At 37.4% G+C, this 17,040-nt stretch carries 16 protein-coding genes; 5 read left to right on the plus strand and 11 right to left on the minus strand.

The features are described 5' to 3' along the window. Window positions 1–534 precede the first annotated feature (534 nt). From ABNX05_RS03005 to ABNX05_RS03020, 4 genes are all read left to right on the plus strand, one after another. Window positions 535–996, plus strand: a complete 462-nt coding sequence (locus ABNX05_RS03005; protein ID WP_349658355.1) for a sigma-70 family RNA polymerase sigma factor — start codon at window positions 535–537, stop codon at window positions 994–996. Window positions 997–1,048: 52 nt separating this feature from the next. Beyond that, window positions 1,049–1,777 carry an ABC transporter ATP-binding protein gene (locus tag ABNX05_RS03010; protein ID WP_432760124.1) on the plus strand — a complete coding sequence of 243 codons (729 nt, stop codon included), beginning with the start codon at window positions 1,049–1,051 and terminating at the stop codon, window positions 1,775–1,777. Next, window positions 1,777–4,287, plus strand: coding sequence for an ABC transporter permease (locus ABNX05_RS03015; protein WP_349658357.1), 2,511 nt, complete (start codon window positions 1,777–1,779; stop codon window positions 4,285–4,287). The genes ABNX05_RS03010 and ABNX05_RS03015 overlap by 1 nt, the downstream gene beginning before the upstream one ends. Before the next feature lie 245 nt (window positions 4,288–4,532). Further along, complete coding sequence (locus ABNX05_RS03020; RefSeq protein ID WP_349658358.1) at window positions 4,533–6,191, plus strand: DUF6138 family protein; 1,659 nt, start codon at window positions 4,533–4,535, stop codon at window positions 6,189–6,191. A 231-nt stretch (window positions 6,192–6,422) separates the two neighbouring features. Here ABNX05_RS03020 and ABNX05_RS03025 read toward each other — a convergent pair whose 3' ends face one another. The 10 genes from ABNX05_RS03025 to ABNX05_RS03070 all read right to left on the minus strand — a co-directional run bounded on the left by ABNX05_RS03025 (window position 6,423) and on the right by ABNX05_RS03070 (window position 15,059). Next, complete coding sequence (locus ABNX05_RS03025; RefSeq protein ID WP_349658359.1) at window positions 6,423–6,947, minus strand: tubby C-terminal domain-like protein; 525 nt, start codon at window positions 6,945–6,947, stop codon at window positions 6,423–6,425. Between the two features lie 87 nt (window positions 6,948–7,034). Continuing rightward, on the minus strand, window positions 7,035–8,147 hold the full coding sequence (locus tag ABNX05_RS03030; protein WP_349658360.1) for a DUF4179 domain-containing protein: 1,113 nt from the start codon (window positions 8,145–8,147) through the stop codon (window positions 7,035–7,037). Next, window positions 8,131–8,673, minus strand: coding sequence for a sigma-70 family RNA polymerase sigma factor (locus ABNX05_RS03035; protein WP_349658361.1), 543 nt, complete (start codon window positions 8,671–8,673; stop codon window positions 8,131–8,133). The genes ABNX05_RS03030 and ABNX05_RS03035 overlap by 17 nt, the downstream gene beginning before the upstream one ends. Before the next feature lie 334 nt (window positions 8,674–9,007). Further along, entirely contained in the window at window positions 9,008–9,724 is a 717-nt protein-coding gene (locus tag ABNX05_RS03040; protein WP_349658362.1) for a toast rack family protein, read from the minus strand. Between the two features lie 149 nt (window positions 9,725–9,873). Then, window positions 9,874–10,758 carry a hypothetical protein gene (locus tag ABNX05_RS03045; RefSeq protein WP_349658363.1) on the minus strand — a complete coding sequence of 295 codons (885 nt, stop codon included), beginning with the start codon at window positions 10,756–10,758 and terminating at the stop codon, window positions 9,874–9,876. Continuing rightward, window positions 10,742–11,275, minus strand: a complete 534-nt coding sequence (locus ABNX05_RS03050; protein ID WP_349658364.1) for a sigma-70 family RNA polymerase sigma factor — start codon at window positions 11,273–11,275, stop codon at window positions 10,742–10,744. The genes ABNX05_RS03045 and ABNX05_RS03050 overlap by 17 nt, the downstream gene beginning before the upstream one ends. 91 nt (window positions 11,276–11,366) lie before the next feature. Next, the gene (locus tag ABNX05_RS03055) at window positions 11,367–11,750 is read right to left on the minus strand and encodes an SRPBCC family protein (RefSeq protein WP_349658365.1); all 384 of its coding nucleotides are present in this window, start codon (window positions 11,748–11,750) and stop codon (window positions 11,367–11,369) included. 147 nt (window positions 11,751–11,897) lie between these two features. Then, the gene (locus ABNX05_RS03060; RefSeq protein WP_349658366.1) at window positions 11,898–12,713 is read right to left on the minus strand and encodes an ABC transporter permease; all 816 of its coding nucleotides are present in this window, start codon (window positions 12,711–12,713) and stop codon (window positions 11,898–11,900) included. Further along, window positions 12,710–13,702 (minus strand): ATP-binding cassette domain-containing protein, encoded by a 993-nt coding sequence (locus ABNX05_RS03065; RefSeq protein WP_349658843.1) that lies wholly within the window; start codon window positions 13,700–13,702, stop codon window positions 12,710–12,712. The genes ABNX05_RS03060 and ABNX05_RS03065 overlap by 4 nt, the downstream gene beginning before the upstream one ends. Window positions 13,703–13,838: 136 nt before the next feature. Beyond that, on the minus strand, window positions 13,839–15,059 hold the full coding sequence (locus ABNX05_RS03070; RefSeq protein WP_349658844.1) for an MFS transporter: 1,221 nt from the start codon (window positions 15,057–15,059) through the stop codon (window positions 13,839–13,841). Window positions 15,060–15,168: 109 nt separating this feature from the next. On the opposite strand from ABNX05_RS03070, the gene ABNX05_RS03075 reads away from it, so the two are divergent. Beyond that, window positions 15,169–16,044, plus strand: a complete 876-nt coding sequence (locus tag ABNX05_RS03075) for a LysR family transcriptional regulator (protein ID WP_349658367.1) — start codon at window positions 15,169–15,171, stop codon at window positions 16,042–16,044. A gap of 201 nt (window positions 16,045–16,245) precedes the next feature. Here ABNX05_RS03075 and ABNX05_RS03080 read toward each other — a convergent pair whose 3' ends face one another. Next, window positions 16,246–16,425: a helix-turn-helix domain-containing protein gene (locus ABNX05_RS03080; RefSeq protein WP_349658845.1), complete on the minus strand. Its 180-nt coding sequence runs from the start codon at window positions 16,423–16,425 to the stop codon at window positions 16,246–16,248. Window positions 16,426–17,040: the final 615 nt, after the last annotated feature.

The raw sequence follows: 17,040 nt of genomic DNA on the forward strand, positions 1-17,040 counted from the left end.
ACCTTCTAGTAAAGGTAGGTAAATTCCTTCTATAAGTATCTAATTTCTTGTTGCTAAACAGAGCAGATCGAAAATACGTATCTTATGTACAGCAATTTTTTTCATCTTGCACCTTAATTCTAAAATGCTTCTAGTTAGTTTTTCTTTTTAAACGTCCATCACTTCCACCTATAAATGGTATTATAGCAATAAAATAATAACCATAAATTGGACATTGGCTAAAAATTAGAACAACATCAAAATTTAGGTACTCATTGGTTAAAACTTATGCTATGTATATAAGTTGATATTCGTTCAACACTTGGAGATTAGCATTAGAGGAACGGAAATCAACCCTACGTTATGGTGATAACCTACTAAATTTCCAATAAAATAAAAAAACTTGAATCGAAATGATGGTTTGCCAAGTCTAATAGTCGGAAGGAGGCGATTTTCATTACTACAAAGCAACAATCATTAGTACAGTTAGCACAAAACGGAGATGAGCAAGCTTTCTATCAGCTTATTGAACAAGAGCAACATAAGCTATATCGAATGGCTTATGTTTATGTCCAAAATGAAAATGACGCCGTAGAAGTTTTTCAACAGACCATTATCCGTGCGTATGAGGGCCTACCTCAATTAAAGGATCCTCACTATTTTTCAACCTGGCTAACGCGCATTATTATTAATTGCAGTAAAACTTATCTTGCCAAGAAAAACTCTGTACAGCTTGTCGAACCACATACATTAGAGGATCTCAATAGTACATCACCTACATATATCGAAGAAGAACTAGATTTATGGCATGCACTCTGCAAGCTAGAGGAAAAATATAAAACGATTTTACTATTACGTTTTTATCAAGACTACTCGGTAAAGGATATTGCTGTGATTTTACAATGTCCTGAGGGCACAGTGAAAACTCATATTCGCAGAGGCTTACAAGCTTTACGACAACAATTAAAGGGGGCATATATAGATGAATGGGTTCAATCCGTTGAAAGGAGTTATTAATGCGATTCCAATCCCTGAAGGACGTTTAACAGAAGTGTTACGTATTGAAGGGATGTCAAAAGTCTTTCAACAAAAGCATCATACAGTCAATGCATTGAAAAATATCCATTGTACGATTTATCAAGGTGAAATGGTGGCCATTATGGGGACAAGCGGTTCTGGTAAAAGTACACTACTAAATATGATTAGTGCCATCGATGAACCGACCGAAGGTGCATTATTCTTATTTGGACAGGAAGCGCATGATATTTATAAAGAGCCAAAAGCATCGAAATTCCGTAAAGAGAATATCGGCTTTATCTTTCAATCATTCCATCTGTTGAAGGATTTATCAGTTGAAGATAATATTGCGCTCCCCCTTATCCTTAATGATGTGCCAAGTAAAGAGATTAAAGTGCGTGTACAGCAAATGATGGAAAAACTCAATATTGCCGCATGGGCGAAGCATCGACCTAATGAGCTTTCTGGTGGTCAAAAACAACGAGTAGCTATAGCACGCGCCATTATAGCAAACCCGCCAATTTTACTGGCCGATGAACCGACTGGTGCATTAGATGTGAATACGACAGATGAAATTTTAGAGCTGTTAGTAAACTTGCAAAACAAAATGAATCAAACCATTTTACTCGTGACACATGACCCTTATGTTGCTTCTTATGCAAACCGTGTATTATTCTTCCATGATGGCGCCATTGTGGATTCCTATCAAAATAAGCAAACAGTAGAGGATTTAGATTGCATTTTATCAAAGTTCAAGCTGATTACTAGAGGTGATGTGTAATGTTTACGATGCGTACCATTGCTCTAAAGCTATTCCGTGCAGCTTGGGCAAATGTATTAACGAGTATAAGTATTATTACCATTTCTATTTGCCTTGTCATGACAATGAGTGTTTACATATTGAATGCTAATAGTCAAATGAAGGAAGAAATACAAGCATTATATGGCGAAATGGATTTGCTGGTCGGTTATAATCCTGATCAACATAGGCTGTTAACTTCACAGCAAATCAAAAATTTCGAATCAATGCCTGGAATTACAAAAGTTTCTAGTGTGTCCTTAGCTCATACAAATGTTGAAAATAAAAAAAACACATCATTTTATACTGTTGGTGTTGAAAACGATGACTTAGTGAAAAGCCGCTATCATTTTAATGTTAATCTTGAACCGAAAGATGTTGTAATTACTGAAAATATGGCCCGTCTCTTCCACAAGGATGTCGGAGATACATTTAACGTTACGTTCAATAAAACAGTCGGAAACTCCGCTGAAGCAAAAACAGGTACCTTTACAATCCAAGAAATCCTTCCACCTCTTAAGGGGACAGATAGTCCTAATATAATCCTGATCCAAAATGATGTGTTGAAAACGTGGATGGATAATAGTGATGCAGAAACTGCAGGGATGTTTGCACTCATTAAAACGGAAAACGACAATGTTGCTACTTCAGTTGGTGCGGATTTGAAACAGCTAGATGACACATTACGTGTCGATATCATGAACGACTACGATGAAATTAAAAGAAATTTACAAGCATTAATAATTTTTATAATTGTATTGTCATTCTTTATCTTACTTATTTCTAGTGTCTTACTACTGTCAACCTTCCAGCTATTATTTTACAAAATTAAAGAACAGCTTATGGTATTACGTGCACTTGGCGCATCCACTAAGCAAGTAAGACGCATAGTACAATTGCAATTAACTATCATCATTGGCTTTGGCGTATTGCTAGGGACATCGGTCAGTTTATTAGTGATAAAAAGTTGGCTACCAAAGCTAATTACGTTGATGAAAATGCCAGACGCAAAAACTGACTTACCGATGATCTTTGTTATCGTGATTGCTATTGCAAGTTTTTTATTACTGCAACTAATCACACAATGGCAAGTTCATAAAAGCGCTAGTCTATTACCTTTACAAATCGCCACAGAAAATGAAAATTTAAATTTACGCTGGACAAAATGGAAAACGATTGTTATGGGTATCGTTGCATTCATATCCCTATTCTTATTTGCGAATGCTTATCAAGTCGGGACAAGTAGTGGCAAAGGGGCACTCATGATTTTAATCGGCACATTACTCGTCTGTGGGATTTTACTCTATATCATGCCATATCTCTTTACAGAACTATTCAAAATTTCCTTGAAGCCCATTCGTGCTGTACTTGGCAAAGAAGCATACTTAGCGTGTCAGCAGCTCATGCCACAGGTGCGAAAAAATATGCCCATTGTGCTTAGTATTGTTGGATTAATGGTCATTTTAATATTCGGTAGCTCTTTATTTAAAACGAATCAGCAAAACTCATATAGATATATAAACTCTCAATATGAAACATCAATAAAAATTGATAATGAATTAGAAGATCCAACTATTACACCAGCTTTGATTAAAGAAATTGAGGCATTGCCGAGCGTGTCCTATGCCTATGAACGAAGTAACGCACCTTATATTGTGCTTGAAGGTGACAATGGCTGGGAAGGTAGTAATTTCGAGGCCATTGATGTTGAAAAATACGTCCAATTAGAAAAGCTTGATGCTTTTAAAGGAGATTTAAAAAATGGGGTGATCATTACAGAACGACTTGCCAAAAAACATCAATTAGCTGTTGGTGATCATATAATGGCGGGGACATTTGATGAAACACTACAGCATGAAGTGCCAATTGGTGAATTACTGGTCGTTGATATAGCCTTTGATTCTTACAATGAATATATAGATTTGTTTGTCGATTGGTCCTCTTTTATAGTATCAGATTCAACTATAATTACAGACATCATGGTGGAAGCAAATGATACAGAGCAGGCATTAGCAGACCTTACTTTCTTACAGGAGCGCTGGCCAGCTTTAAAAATTACAGATAAAGAGACATTTATCGAGCAAAACGATGAAATGATCTTCCAACGCTGGAGCCTTTTTGTTGGCGTCTTCGTTATTTTGATTACCGCTACTTGCCTTGGCGTATTGCAAACATTGCTTCACTCCATTTATTCAAAACGTGGCGATTATGCGATTCAACGACTAATTGGTCTTTCCCCTAGCGGATTAATCAAGCTGATTTTAACGCAGGTGTTATCATTTGTATTATACGGGCTAGTAGTTGGAACAATTCTTGGATTAGCGTTAACGAGAATGTTGAGCTTTATTGACGAAGGAGCTCCGACGTACTATGACTTCTTCACATTAAGTATGACGAGTATCGTCTTTTTAGCCGCGACACTCATTGTCTTTACACTGCAAGGATACTGGATTAGTCGTAAGAAATTAGCGAATGAAATAATTGATATTTGAATGACAACAGACCCTCTTTAAAAGATTCTATTTGAAATATCATACCTCTATAGTTTTCTTAGAGGTATGATATTTTTTTCGGGGAATTTTTATAATTCAACTAACGAGCAAGGTAGATTTATTAAAAAAGATGTTCGCTTTCCGTGTTAAATTTTGTAAAATATATTTTAGAGCAATACTATAAAGAAATATTACATCTTTTATCCAACTGAGCAAGTAGAATGCAATATTAGGAGGAGACACCGTTGAATCAGGCTGTAGAAGCTTTTCTAAATAAGGTATGGCAGGAAATCACTACAATTTACAAACAAGAAAGTAAAAGAATCAATGAGTTTAATGATCAAAGAACGTTGCAAGCTGGAGTTCACAACTACCTACGGGTGGCGTGGAGAAAAGGCAAGTTTACTTGGTCTAAAGGTCAAATTTATATCGATTTCTCCAAATTTTTATCCAGCTCGAATAAATTTGGAGCGGATACTTACATCATGGAGTTAACCGATGAACTTCTAACTGAGGAGTTCTTTCCTGCCTTGTGCAGGCTTGTAGACGAATTGTTCCGCTCGGAGGAACAAGGACACGATTTCTTTGATTACAAGTTTGAAGTTGTGTTTGAGTTTGAATGGGAGAATTCGAAATTAACGCTTAACAAACAGCTGTTGAATGAGGCCAAGTTGATTCAGCTACAAAAGAAGCTGGATCATTTTATTCAAACAATGATTCTTTCTGATCTGCCCGTGTTGCCTGTAGAGATTGACATTTTCTTTTTCGCCAATCATTTGCTCAACCCTGATTTGATGAAACAGGAAGTGGAAGTTATTGATCCGTTAATTCGTCGTCTATCCGACAAGTTAGATCATGAACAAGAGCTCAAAAATGACTGGATCAGTCGGTATACTTATGCGATAAAAAATTGGGCGTTGGATTACTTTTTACTGCAGCATTTTACCCGATCCGGTCATTATGGAATGATTTGGACTTTGAAAGAAGATCGTCCTTCCGTAGACATCAGCGAGATGAAGTTCTTTCTTTATGCAGCATTACAGATTGGCTTCACTGAGCCAGATATCCGGCAAAAATATATGGAATTGGCAGTCCAACTGGGCTCCGAGGAGGCTGCTATTTATTTAAAAGAAGGAAGTGGAAAATTTGTTCGTACATATCGTGGAGAGCTGATAGAAGGCAGAAACAACGATATTACACAAACAATTCAAATCCGAATTCTCTCCGAAGAAGAACTAGCATATAAAGAAGCGCTAGATTACATTATCAATCTTTTGAAGCAAGGTTTTTCCAAAAGTTATCTGCTAAAACTCGAGAGTAGCCAAAAGAACTTCCTTCCTGTGACGGAACTGGCGAAGTCCGAGCTACATCAATTTTTTGCGAATGCACTTTGCTACCCTACTTTGTTTCCGAAGCTTGCAGAATATGTGGAAACAGCTATGGAAGAGTTCGCATGGTATGGGGATGTGGAGCCTAGTGAGGAATCGGTCATGCCAGGCACTTATGCGGTATTGGGACTAGGCTTGTACAGCAAGGCTTATTTTCCGTTGGTCTGTCGCTATATTGAAATGGTAGATACAGAGCATCAGTTAGCACATGATGGCTATGCAGAGGCGTTTATTGAGGCGCACGGCGTAATTGCGGAGCATATGCCGGTAATTGTATCCATTTTGCTTGGAGGGGTTGATGAAGGTACGCTAGTCAAAAATCTAACCATTGATAGTCTTGAGCTTTCCCAGGCACTATTCGATGCGCTGAAAGGCAAAGAGATTTATGAATGTGAAATGGTAATATGCCGGATTTTCGGTAGCATAGAGGAACTTGAAGAGGCAGCCCGAGAGGCACTACCCCCATTAAAAGATGGGCTGGAGCAGCTGTTGGCACTTCAAATCAAAATGACCTGAGGGCTACATACTGTAATAAAGAGCGTGTTTTGATTAATTTAAAACACGCTCTTTATATATGTTCTCATATCAAGTTAATCAAACTTTATTCAGGGCTATTTTTTAATTATCGCGTAATATTTTAGATTTATCGCCTAACTTTTTAGATTTATCGCCCACCTTTCTCATTTTATCACCCAACTATTTCAGTTTATCGGACACTTTTTCAAATTTATCGACATCTGCCAACAATTACGCTCCTACAAACAACACGGCCTGTCCGATCGCAATAAAAAAGGCTTCATGCTGTATAGGGCTGTTATCTTCAATTTGCAGCGTAATCTCAAAATGCGTCTCACAAAAAACTGCCTGCCAACGAGCAATCGGTTGATCATCAAGAGAAAATACCGACCAGTCCTCCATTTCCTTGTTCAGTTTTATTTGTTGGACGCCATCCGTGATGATTAAATCAGGAATCATAATTTGCCAGCCATCATAGGCAATCATATATTCTTTGCCTGTAACAAAATCCTTCCCTCGAAAATGCACTCGCCCACGTCGCGACATCTTCTTACATGTAAAAAGAGCCTGACCAGCGACATCGCTCACATCAAAACGTACAAAATAGCGATAGTCCATCGTGCGGTCAAACACCTTTTTCAATCCGTTTGAATAAACACGTTGAACAGTAGACGATACTTCCCCCGCTTCATTAACGATTGCTACTAACTCTGTCGATTCAATTGCCGCTAGTTGTTTGTATGTAAAAATCTTCAATATATTCGCTCCTTCATTACACTTGCTCCCTATAACCTAACATAAAATAAACGCCAAATACAAAGGTTGCATTTGGCGCTTGACTGTTTATTTAGTTTGCTTTGGTACTTCTACGGTAAATGGTTGGAACTTTACTTCTTTTAGTGATGACGGATCGAATGGTATCTTTGTTTCTGCGCCATTCTTATCAAATTGTACACCGCCTCCACCAGAAGGAAGCATTAAATACGGTGTAATCATTAATTTTTGAACATCCTCTGAAATCGGGTCAAAGGACTTGGTGCTACTAAAGTTCCATACTCCTTTATCGAAATGACCTTCTCCCCCACCTGAATGCGATGTAATCTCCTTGCCATTCTGATCGGTAATACGGAATTCTATAAACGATGCGCCTACTTGAGCATTATCAATTGTACCCTTTTCAGTAGCTTTAAAGTCAAGTGCTATACCTGATGGGCTGAATGAAATTTTGGACACATCTAGTTGAATGCCCTCTGCTTGTTGCTGATGATTGACAGGAACATAAATAGTATTCGTAATCTTTTTAACAGGAACTAAAAATTCCAACTTTTCCCCTTCTTTACCTTCTAATGTTAAGCCCATTTCAAAGGAATCCGGCATATCCTCCTTCACTTCTAATGTTGCGATGCCTGTACGGACCGTTGGACTTATAACTTTTTCACCATAGCCACCAGAACTCACTTCAGGGTTTGTACCATTTATCATAAAGTCTGGTCCTGCCCCGAAGTAATAATCACTTAATTCCTTTTCAGAATAAATTGTAAGTCCTACCGTAATATTTGACGCGTCATAAAGGACTTCATCAATCGTTACGGAAATACCGTTAATTGTTTGTTTTTCTCCAATAGTGCTTGTTAACCCTTGTTCACTTGCTTGTTTTAGCCCAAGGAAGCCAGAGTTACTGAATACTGAACCGACGATTGGTAGCTGTGATAATGTACTTGCGAATGTTGGTGATACATAAGCGGCTGAACCTACCATAATACAAAATGCTGCTGCCGCACTTGCTACATATAATAACGGTTTACGTTTACGTTTACTTTTTCTTTTCATTTGAATAGGGACTTGACTCATTTTAGTTTGCTCCTCTGCTTGTTGGATTCCTTTGCTAATTGCTGCTCGTACCTCATCTCTTGGGAATTCCGGAAGGGGACCGTTTTCATTAAATAGCTTTTTCATTCAACGTTGCACTCCTTTCTAATTCACGCTTTAATTGTTTTTTTCCACGATGCAAATACGTTTTAATAGTGCTAACAGGCTTTTCCATTACTTCTGCTATCTCTTTAATCGGTAAATCGTGATAATAAAATAAAATGATGGCCATTTGCTGAGAATGATTCAATTGCTGTATGGATTCCGATAAATCGATTGGATTTGCAATAACATTTTCTTGCTCCTGTAAACGATTTAATAATTCACTTTCTTCATAGGGCATGATTTTCTGCCCTTTCTTAAGCAATCGGTAGCACTCATGTATTAAAATTCGAAACAGCCATGTAGAAAAAAATTCTGGATGCTTTAGCTGATGAACGGTTAGAAAGGCTTTACACGCTGCTTCTTGAATCGCATCCAAAGCATCCTCTTTTTGACCAACATAAGAAAGCGCAGTATAAAATAATTTTTCTTCCTCTAAAATGAGTAGCTGCTCAAACGCTTCCTTATTCCCCGCAATAGCCTGTTTGACAATTGATAAGTCATGTTCCACGCTGTTCCCTCCTTTCAATACTTAGAGTCAATAACTCTATGAAAAGGTTTCACTTTGATAAAATTCTTTTTAAAAATAAAATAAGTGACTCCAAGCAGGCGCCGTCACTTCGGTTCTTCTATCGTGCATTTTATTCGCTCTATCCACGACCTTGACTGTTCTATCCACGATTTTGATCGCTCTATCCATGACTTTGACTGTTCTATCCATGATTTTGATCGCTCTATCCACGACTTTGGCACTTCCATCTCGCTCTTTAATCTTTCAATCCGTCCCTATGTATCTACGAAAAAAAATAGACTACTTCATATAAAGTAGCCTACTAAAAATTTCTTTATTTATCCAATTTAAATGTAATGTCGCCAACTCCGATTTCCGAGTTGACCTCTATTTTTACATCTGCTTTATCATACGCTTCGTTTACATAAACCCCTTTGCCTTTGGAAATGAAACCTTCTATATTGGATGTACCGAGACCTTTTTCCGTCGTAAGCTTTACCCCAACTTTTGATGGTAATATGACAGTAGTGTCCCCAACACCTGTTTCAATATCCGCTTCGAAGCTTTTTTTCCAATCGCCTCCTAAATTCACATCGAGATCGCCAACGCCTGTTTCAATATTTAGTTTTTCCAGCTGCAACCCTTGTAAATCTAGCTCTGCATCCGATGCTCCTGTTTCGATTGAAAGATTCATAGGAATATCATCATTCAGTTCGATATCCCATATATTTTTTATTTTCCCTAAACGCACGTTAGTAGAATTTTTATGTTCAATCGTTACTTTTCCTGTCTGGCCGCGTAAATCATATTTTACTTTCGGTGCTAGTTTATCGATATTGTATTGAGCAGTACCTTCAACCCAATCGTCGGCACCCTTTTTAACTGTTATTTCTCCAATACCAAATTGTAAATCAACATCTAACTTCTCCGCTTTATCCTTTTCCACTAGGATCGTTTCATCTTTGGTTTTGCCTGGTATGACTGAGTTACACCCCGATAAAGCAATTAATGAGGCGCTTATAACCAAACCAAGTCCCATAAATTTTTTCAATGTAATTTCCTCCTACTATATAATATTCCAATAAATTCATTATATAGGAACTGTCATATATAAAAACGACCCTCCGCTTTAAATTACTCTAAGACCTAAGACGTAGTGAGTATTTATATAATGGATATGTCACCTTTCAAAAAAGTGCACTAGTATTTTGAATAAGGATAGGTAAATATTTGTGAAGCATTATAAAGAATATACGTATTTCCTTCATAATCCAATGCATGTATCACCGCTATTTCTGATTTAAGAGGGACTGATACTAATTGCGCATCATTCGAATCGACTGCTTTCTCAATACGCTCGTCTCCAGTGTCTATTATTAATTTTTCAACGTTATGATTGTTCAGTAATGGAATAACAAGTTTGTGAATGTCTTTCAAATAAACAGCATCCATGGTATCTACTTCACTCTGGATATAGTGATCCAGTGCATAGCCTTTTCCATCATGTTTGAAAATCGATATTCCTTGAAGGCGATCCTTTGAAAAATAACCCATTCTATATTGACGAATCGTTATTGTATCATTCATTTTCACATCATCAGGAAATGGTATCCACTTTATAGCATTTTGAATTTCCGCCTCATTCTGTACATACACTCGATAGCCAATTCGTTCAGACATATTCCCTAAAATGGCAATAATAATGATGATACATAGTAATACACGCCAAAACCAATCTTTCATGAAAGCAAATATTGCGAAAATAAATAACAAGACAACACTTACTAATCCTACTACCATCCATGGTCGTGCTAATGAGCTATAGTCTTTCACCCTTCCAGACTTTTCTGGATAAAGATTTGAATCTGTAAGCACCGTCGTCATTGGTTGGCTATCATGTTGGAAGAGCATCATTTTTAAGCCCATGATCAGACAAGCTGTTACGACTACTGTTAGGATAATCGGGATGAATGGTGTTTGCTTATTCTTTTTTTGATTAATTTTTTGAAACGTTTTTACTTGGCTTTCGTCAGAGAATTTACCTTCCTTATACATTTTGTTGATGGCATTACGAATCTGATCCATATTCGAAACCCTCCTCCAATAGCGTGAAGCCAACCATTTGACGCGCTCGCCTTAATCGTGTCTTCACCGTATTTACTGGTAGCTTTAGCAGTTCTGCGACGTCCTTTAAAGAAAACTCTGCAAAGTGAAATAGAAGTAGTACATCTTTGTATTTCGTCGGAAGTTGTTCAATCGATGCTACTAGCAGTGCATCCGTCTCTCCCATCAATATTTCCTCTTCAGGATTATCGGATAGGCTCTTTAATTTGCTCCAGTAATCAATGACTTTTATTTTTTTATAGCGCCAGCTTGAAAGATAACTATGACACTTGTTAATGGCAATGCGATATAAGTAGGTTTTGACGGAAGCTTCTTCACGGAATTGCTCCATCTTCTCATAATAGTTAACAAATGTGTCTTGAACCAAATCCTCAGCCACTGTCCAATCTTGAACATATGTATAGCATACTCGCAGTAAATAATCTCCGTACATTGTCATAGCTCTAGATAAGTGAGCGTCCTTCTGTTCTTTTAACATGTTGCTCGCCCCCATAAAAGCATTTACTGTTAGACTGCTGAACAATAAAAAAGTTTCATGAAAAAATCAATTTCTTCATGAAACTTATATGTTAAAGGATATCACTCTCCACTAAAGCTTTTAAATTAGCAAGAGAATCCTCGTAACCGCTCGTATTAAAGGTGACCTTGGTGCCACTTTGTTTTTCCTCTAATAAAATAGAGATCAGTGATTCTTCTATTCCTAAGTAAAATGAAAATTCTCGATTTGGCGTTACATGTTTGATCGTCAACACCATTGGCAATTTCTCTGCAAGCTGATTCTGTTCATTCGGCAGTAACGTGAAAACAATCTCTTCTCCAGGCTCTAATTTAGGGATTTCCCAAGTTGAATTCGGAGCGTACCATTGTGACAATTGCGCCTCCTCTGTAACAGCCCGCCAAACTGTAGCAATACTTGCGTCAATCCAAATCGAACTTTTTTCATTATCCATCATTGCATTCCTCCGTTTGTTGAACTTATTCCTTTTCCCTTCATTTTATCCTATTATTGGAATCAATAACACTTATAACTTTAGCTCCTAAGAAATAAAAAAGTGTGTTTTGAGCAATTAATTGTCAAAACACACTCATTAAAGATTTTTTTATGTTCTACGCATATACGCTTTCACTGTTAGTGGTGCAAAGATGGCGACAACCACAGCAGCACCAATAAGTGAGGCCGATAAATCCCAGCCTATTGTTCCTGAATTCGTCAGTTCTCTGACAGCCGTCACGAGATGCGAAATAGGATTAATTTTCACAAACCATTGTAGGAAATCTGGCAAAGTTTCTGCTGGAACAAAAGCATTCGAAAGAAATGTTAGTGGAAACAATACAAGCATCGAAATTCCCTGTACACTTGAAGCTGTTCGAGCAATTACACCAAAGAAGGCAAATATCCAGCTAATGGCCCAGGCACAGACAATGACTAAAAGCCCTGCAAGTACTACGTGTTCCAATCCACCTTCTGGTCGATACCCCATAATATATCCCATAGTAAAAGTAAGTACCGTTGCAATTGTATAACGAATGGTATCGGCCAATAATGCCCCTGCCAATGGCGCAATGCGTGCGATCGGTAATGATTTAAATCGGTCGAACACTCCTTTATCCATATCTTCCCGTAATTGAACACCTGTAACGATTGAGGTAGTGATGACAGTCTGCACGAGAATTCCTGGAATAATGACTGGCAAATAGTTTTGTACATTTCCCGAAATGGCTCCCCCAAATATGTAGGTGAACATCAGCGTGAAAATGATCGGCTGAAGCGTTACATCAAACAACTGCTCTGGCGTACGGCGAATTTTCAGGACACCTCGGTAGGCCATCGTAAGCGAATTTCTTATCGATTGGTTGATACTCGGCTTGCGTAACAATCTACGTCCAACTAGTGGTTTTATCGTATTACTTTTCATACTCTTTCCTCCTCTAGTTGAGGACCATTTTCATTCACACTGTTACCGGTGATTGTTAAAAATACTTCATCTAAGGTCGGTTTCTGTACACTGAACTCGTCAAGTTGAATTCCTTTTTGACGAAGGGCAATCAATAAATCCGTAACTAGATCAATATCTGCCATTGGGGCAGTAATTTTCCCGATATCCTGTGAAATGGTTGTTTTGACTTGAAGAATGTGTTCTACTGTTTCACGAGCAGCCAACATTTCCTGTGTATTTTGAATGCTCAAATGTAAGGATGAAGTACCAACAGATGCTTTTAGCTCATCGACTGTCCCTTCCGCAACAACGCGCCCATGATCTATAACCGCAAGCCGATCTGCCAGCTCATCTACCTCTTGCAAATACTGTGTCGTTAACAATACAGTTGACCCTGTATCTACTAAACGACGAATCGTATCCCACATTTGATTACGTGTACGTGGATCTAGCCCAGTCGTCGGCTCATCTAAGAAAATTAAGGGTGGCTGTGCGATCAGACTGGCTGCCAAATCCAGACGACGACGCATACCTCCTGAGAAATTTTTCAAAGGCCGTTTAGCTGCTTCTGATAATCCGAACTCTTCCAGTAATTCAGCAGCCTTATTTCGGGCCTCAGTACGTCCCAATCCTAGCAAACGAGAGAAAATAATTAAATTTTCCGTTGCACTAAGTGACTCGTCAACTGAAGCATACTGACCTGTGACGCCAATTAATTGACGTACAATATGTGGCTCTTTCACTATGTCATAACCGAATATTTGTGCCGAACCAGCATCTGCTTTTAGAAGAGTCGCTAGCATTCTAATAGTCGTTGTCTTTCCCGCTCCATTAGGACCAAGTACACCATAGATAGTGCCAGCGCGGACGTTTAGATCGACACCATCAACAGCCCGATTTTCTCCAAAATGTTTGACTAGGCCACGTGCTTCAATAGCCCACTCACTATTCTCTAACGGGCTTTTCATTCTATTCACATTCCCCAATACTATTCCTCCCTCATTCATTACCATCAGTTTTATAGAAATTTGTCTATAAACGGATAATACAACAAGTTTATGAACTGAATGTGAACCGAATAATCTACGTCACTCATTTTATTTGTTACAGGATTTCTGAACTGATCTTTGTAGTTTTAGTTGACCTATGTAAATTAATTGCACCTAGCGCTACAAAAGCTGCGACAATATCCAAGGCCAATTGATAACTTGAGAAACAAGTGACCATGAATCCAAATAATGTAGGAGCAATGACGATAAAAAATTGATTTAGCGTCAAAGCAGCACTCACAGTTAGACCCACATATTGTGGATTCGATTGCTCGGTCACGCAGGCGATAAATAATGAATACCAGCCAAGTGCTATGAATCCTAAAATAAAACTAAATAATAGCATCAACAATTTCGCATGTATCATATACGGCAATATGACTGTAAGAATAACTGCACTAACCATTACGATCATTAAAAAATATTCCCGCTTCTGTGCAAAAAATTGATCACTAATCCAAGCAATAGCTATCCTTCCAATCATCCCACCGATTAAAATAAGGCTTAAATATTGCCCCGCTTCCGTTAAGGAATAACCTCCCTCTTGATGTAAATAACTCATAAAATGGGCAACGAGGATCATTTGTAAAGTCATCATCACGATTCCTACAATATAGATTGGATATAAAACTTTATTATTTTTAATAGCCATGAGCTTCTCTTTAAAAGTAACAGACGTTGTAGCTACTGCTACACGTTCTTTAGGCTCCTGATAAATTAGTAAAAAGAGTAATCCACCAGCAATTGCTACGAATCCTTGCACAAGATGAACCGATGACAGGCTATAATGATGGTACATATATGTGAGAATGACTGATGCTAGCGCTCCTCCGATTGGAATACCTGTTTGTCGAATGCCGATCGCCAACCCACGATGTTTGTCTGGAAACCATTTCACGATGGCAGTGCTCCCCCCGGTTTGCGCACTGCCGTACCATACCCCTACGATTAATAATAAAAATAATAACACTACATAATTATTGACCAACATGAGTAGTAAAGCCGAGAGTCCTAATAATATCGAACCCCAAGCGATGATTTGTTTCTCCCCTTTTTTATCCATAAAATAGCCGAACAGAATCATCGAGAAGATTGGCCCAATATTAACCGCAGAAACGATAAAGCCTGTTTGTAGCGAGGATAAATTCCATTCTATTTGATAAAATGTAGCGATTGGCCCCATGCCGTACGTCACAAAAGTTGCCGCAGTTTGAGACAACGTAGCTACTAAAACGATGACCCATTTAAAATATGTATTCATAAAAATTCCTCCAATGTTCTTACACTGATTACATATTTGAGTTTACGCCTCCCCTATGAATGCGTAAAATGGAGGAAAGTGATAGTGGCTATCAAAAAATTTAATAGGTGTGTGACAAACAAACATGAACATAGAAGAAATAGCATTAAAAATCGAGATTTTGGAGAGGCAAAACCTTAGTAAATCCGCTGAAATAACGAATTATACGCAATCCGCCTTAACCTCTAAAGTAAAGAAAATGGAGACAGAAATTGGTCAGGAAGTGTTTAAGCGTACACCGCAAGGCTTGAAGATTACGAATGTAGGGACACAATATTTAAAATTTTTAAAGTTAATGACACAGGAGTACGATGAATTTTTAAAAGAAATCGGTTCGGCACAAACAAATTCAAAAATTAACTTCGGCACTTCCCATACAACGATTAAAATTTATGGCGCTTCCATTATGAATGCCTTACAGATCAATAATATTCCGTTAGATGTCGATTTCACTGTGGAATCAAGCACTTCCTTAAATGAAAAAATACATAATGCTGAAGCGGATTGTGCACTAACAAGTAATCCTATTAAACACTACCCTGATTTAAATTATGACAGGATTGCATTAGAAACATTCGAAGTCATTTCGAACAACTCACATATTATTAGTTTTGAGAAAGGTTCACCTATTACATTACTGGTGTTGAGCAGAGGCTGTATGTATACGCGTGCAATGGTGGAGTGGTTAAATAAGAATCAAGTGCCATTTACAATGAAAGAAATAAAATCGGTAAGTAGTATCCTTGATTTCCTACAAATAGACAACACGATAGCTGTGTTAAATACGAAACTAATTGACCTATATAACTATTCCAACATTCACTATTACAATTTGCCACAACTAAACAAAATCATCGAAACTGTCTTTATTTACAAGAAGAACGAAAGTCAACAATCTCCTATTTTTCAATTAAAACATGTTATCGAGTCCTTACTAGAATACCCAATCGAACGAAGCTAGTTCGTTTGATTGGGTCTAAAACAATTTATCGGAATCATTTCGAGATTTATCGGAACAATTTCAAGATTTACATTTTTATTTAAAAAGGCAAAAATCTTTTCTTTTTCAATTACAATAAGATCTTTTAATATTTTCATCCAATTTCAGCACCTCACCATTTTTTATGGTAAGAGTATGACCCAATGGTTTTTGTTTTACTTTTTATTGAGTGTCTTCGTCAACTTTGTACTCCAAAACATCACCTGGCTGACAATCCAAAGTCTTACATATCGCTTCTAATGTTGCAAAACGAACCGCTTTTGCTTTCCCATTTTTCAGAATAGAAAGATTCGCCATAGTAATTCCAACCCTTTCGGAAAGCTCCGTTACACATTTACCGATAAACTAACAACCAATATACCTAAAACAATCGTCTTCTTCATAATCCCACTCCACTTATCTTAATAAGTTATATTTAGTGTCTTTTTACACTATTCATATACTTTGTAAAGTGATTTTTTGAAAAAGCTTATTCTTATAGGTAATAGAACTAATTTATCCTAATAGTTTAATGCTGTGTTTAATCCCTTTAGATAGACTGCTTTCCTCCACAATTTGACCCATAAATGGAAAAAGACACACTCCTTATTAAAGAAATGCGCCCGATTGTTGAATAAACCTATACTCTTCTTTTATTCTTTTCTTATACATCAGGATTTTCACTAGAGGCTTTCCACTCTAATTCATTTAACAGATTCAATGCTTCCAAAAAACATTCTTCGGCTTCATTTTGCCTCGCTAATTTTATAAGGCATTGGTTTTGCAAGCCATCTATGTATATTTCTCCTTCTATTTATCAGAAACCTTTTTCGATTTCCAATCTAACCTTTTCAAATAGAAAAAGCACAATTCTTGCTGCAGAATTGCGCACGATTGTTAGGTTACTTCATAATAAAATTTACAATAATTCAAGTATGATTCCCACATAACAATCAAATCAATATTTAAAACAATAAA

This window comes from Lysinibacillus zambalensis, from assembly GCF_040183165.1.
In the GTDB taxonomy this organism is placed as follows: domain Bacteria; phylum Bacillota; class Bacilli; order Bacillales_A; family Planococcaceae; genus Lysinibacillus; species Lysinibacillus zambalensis.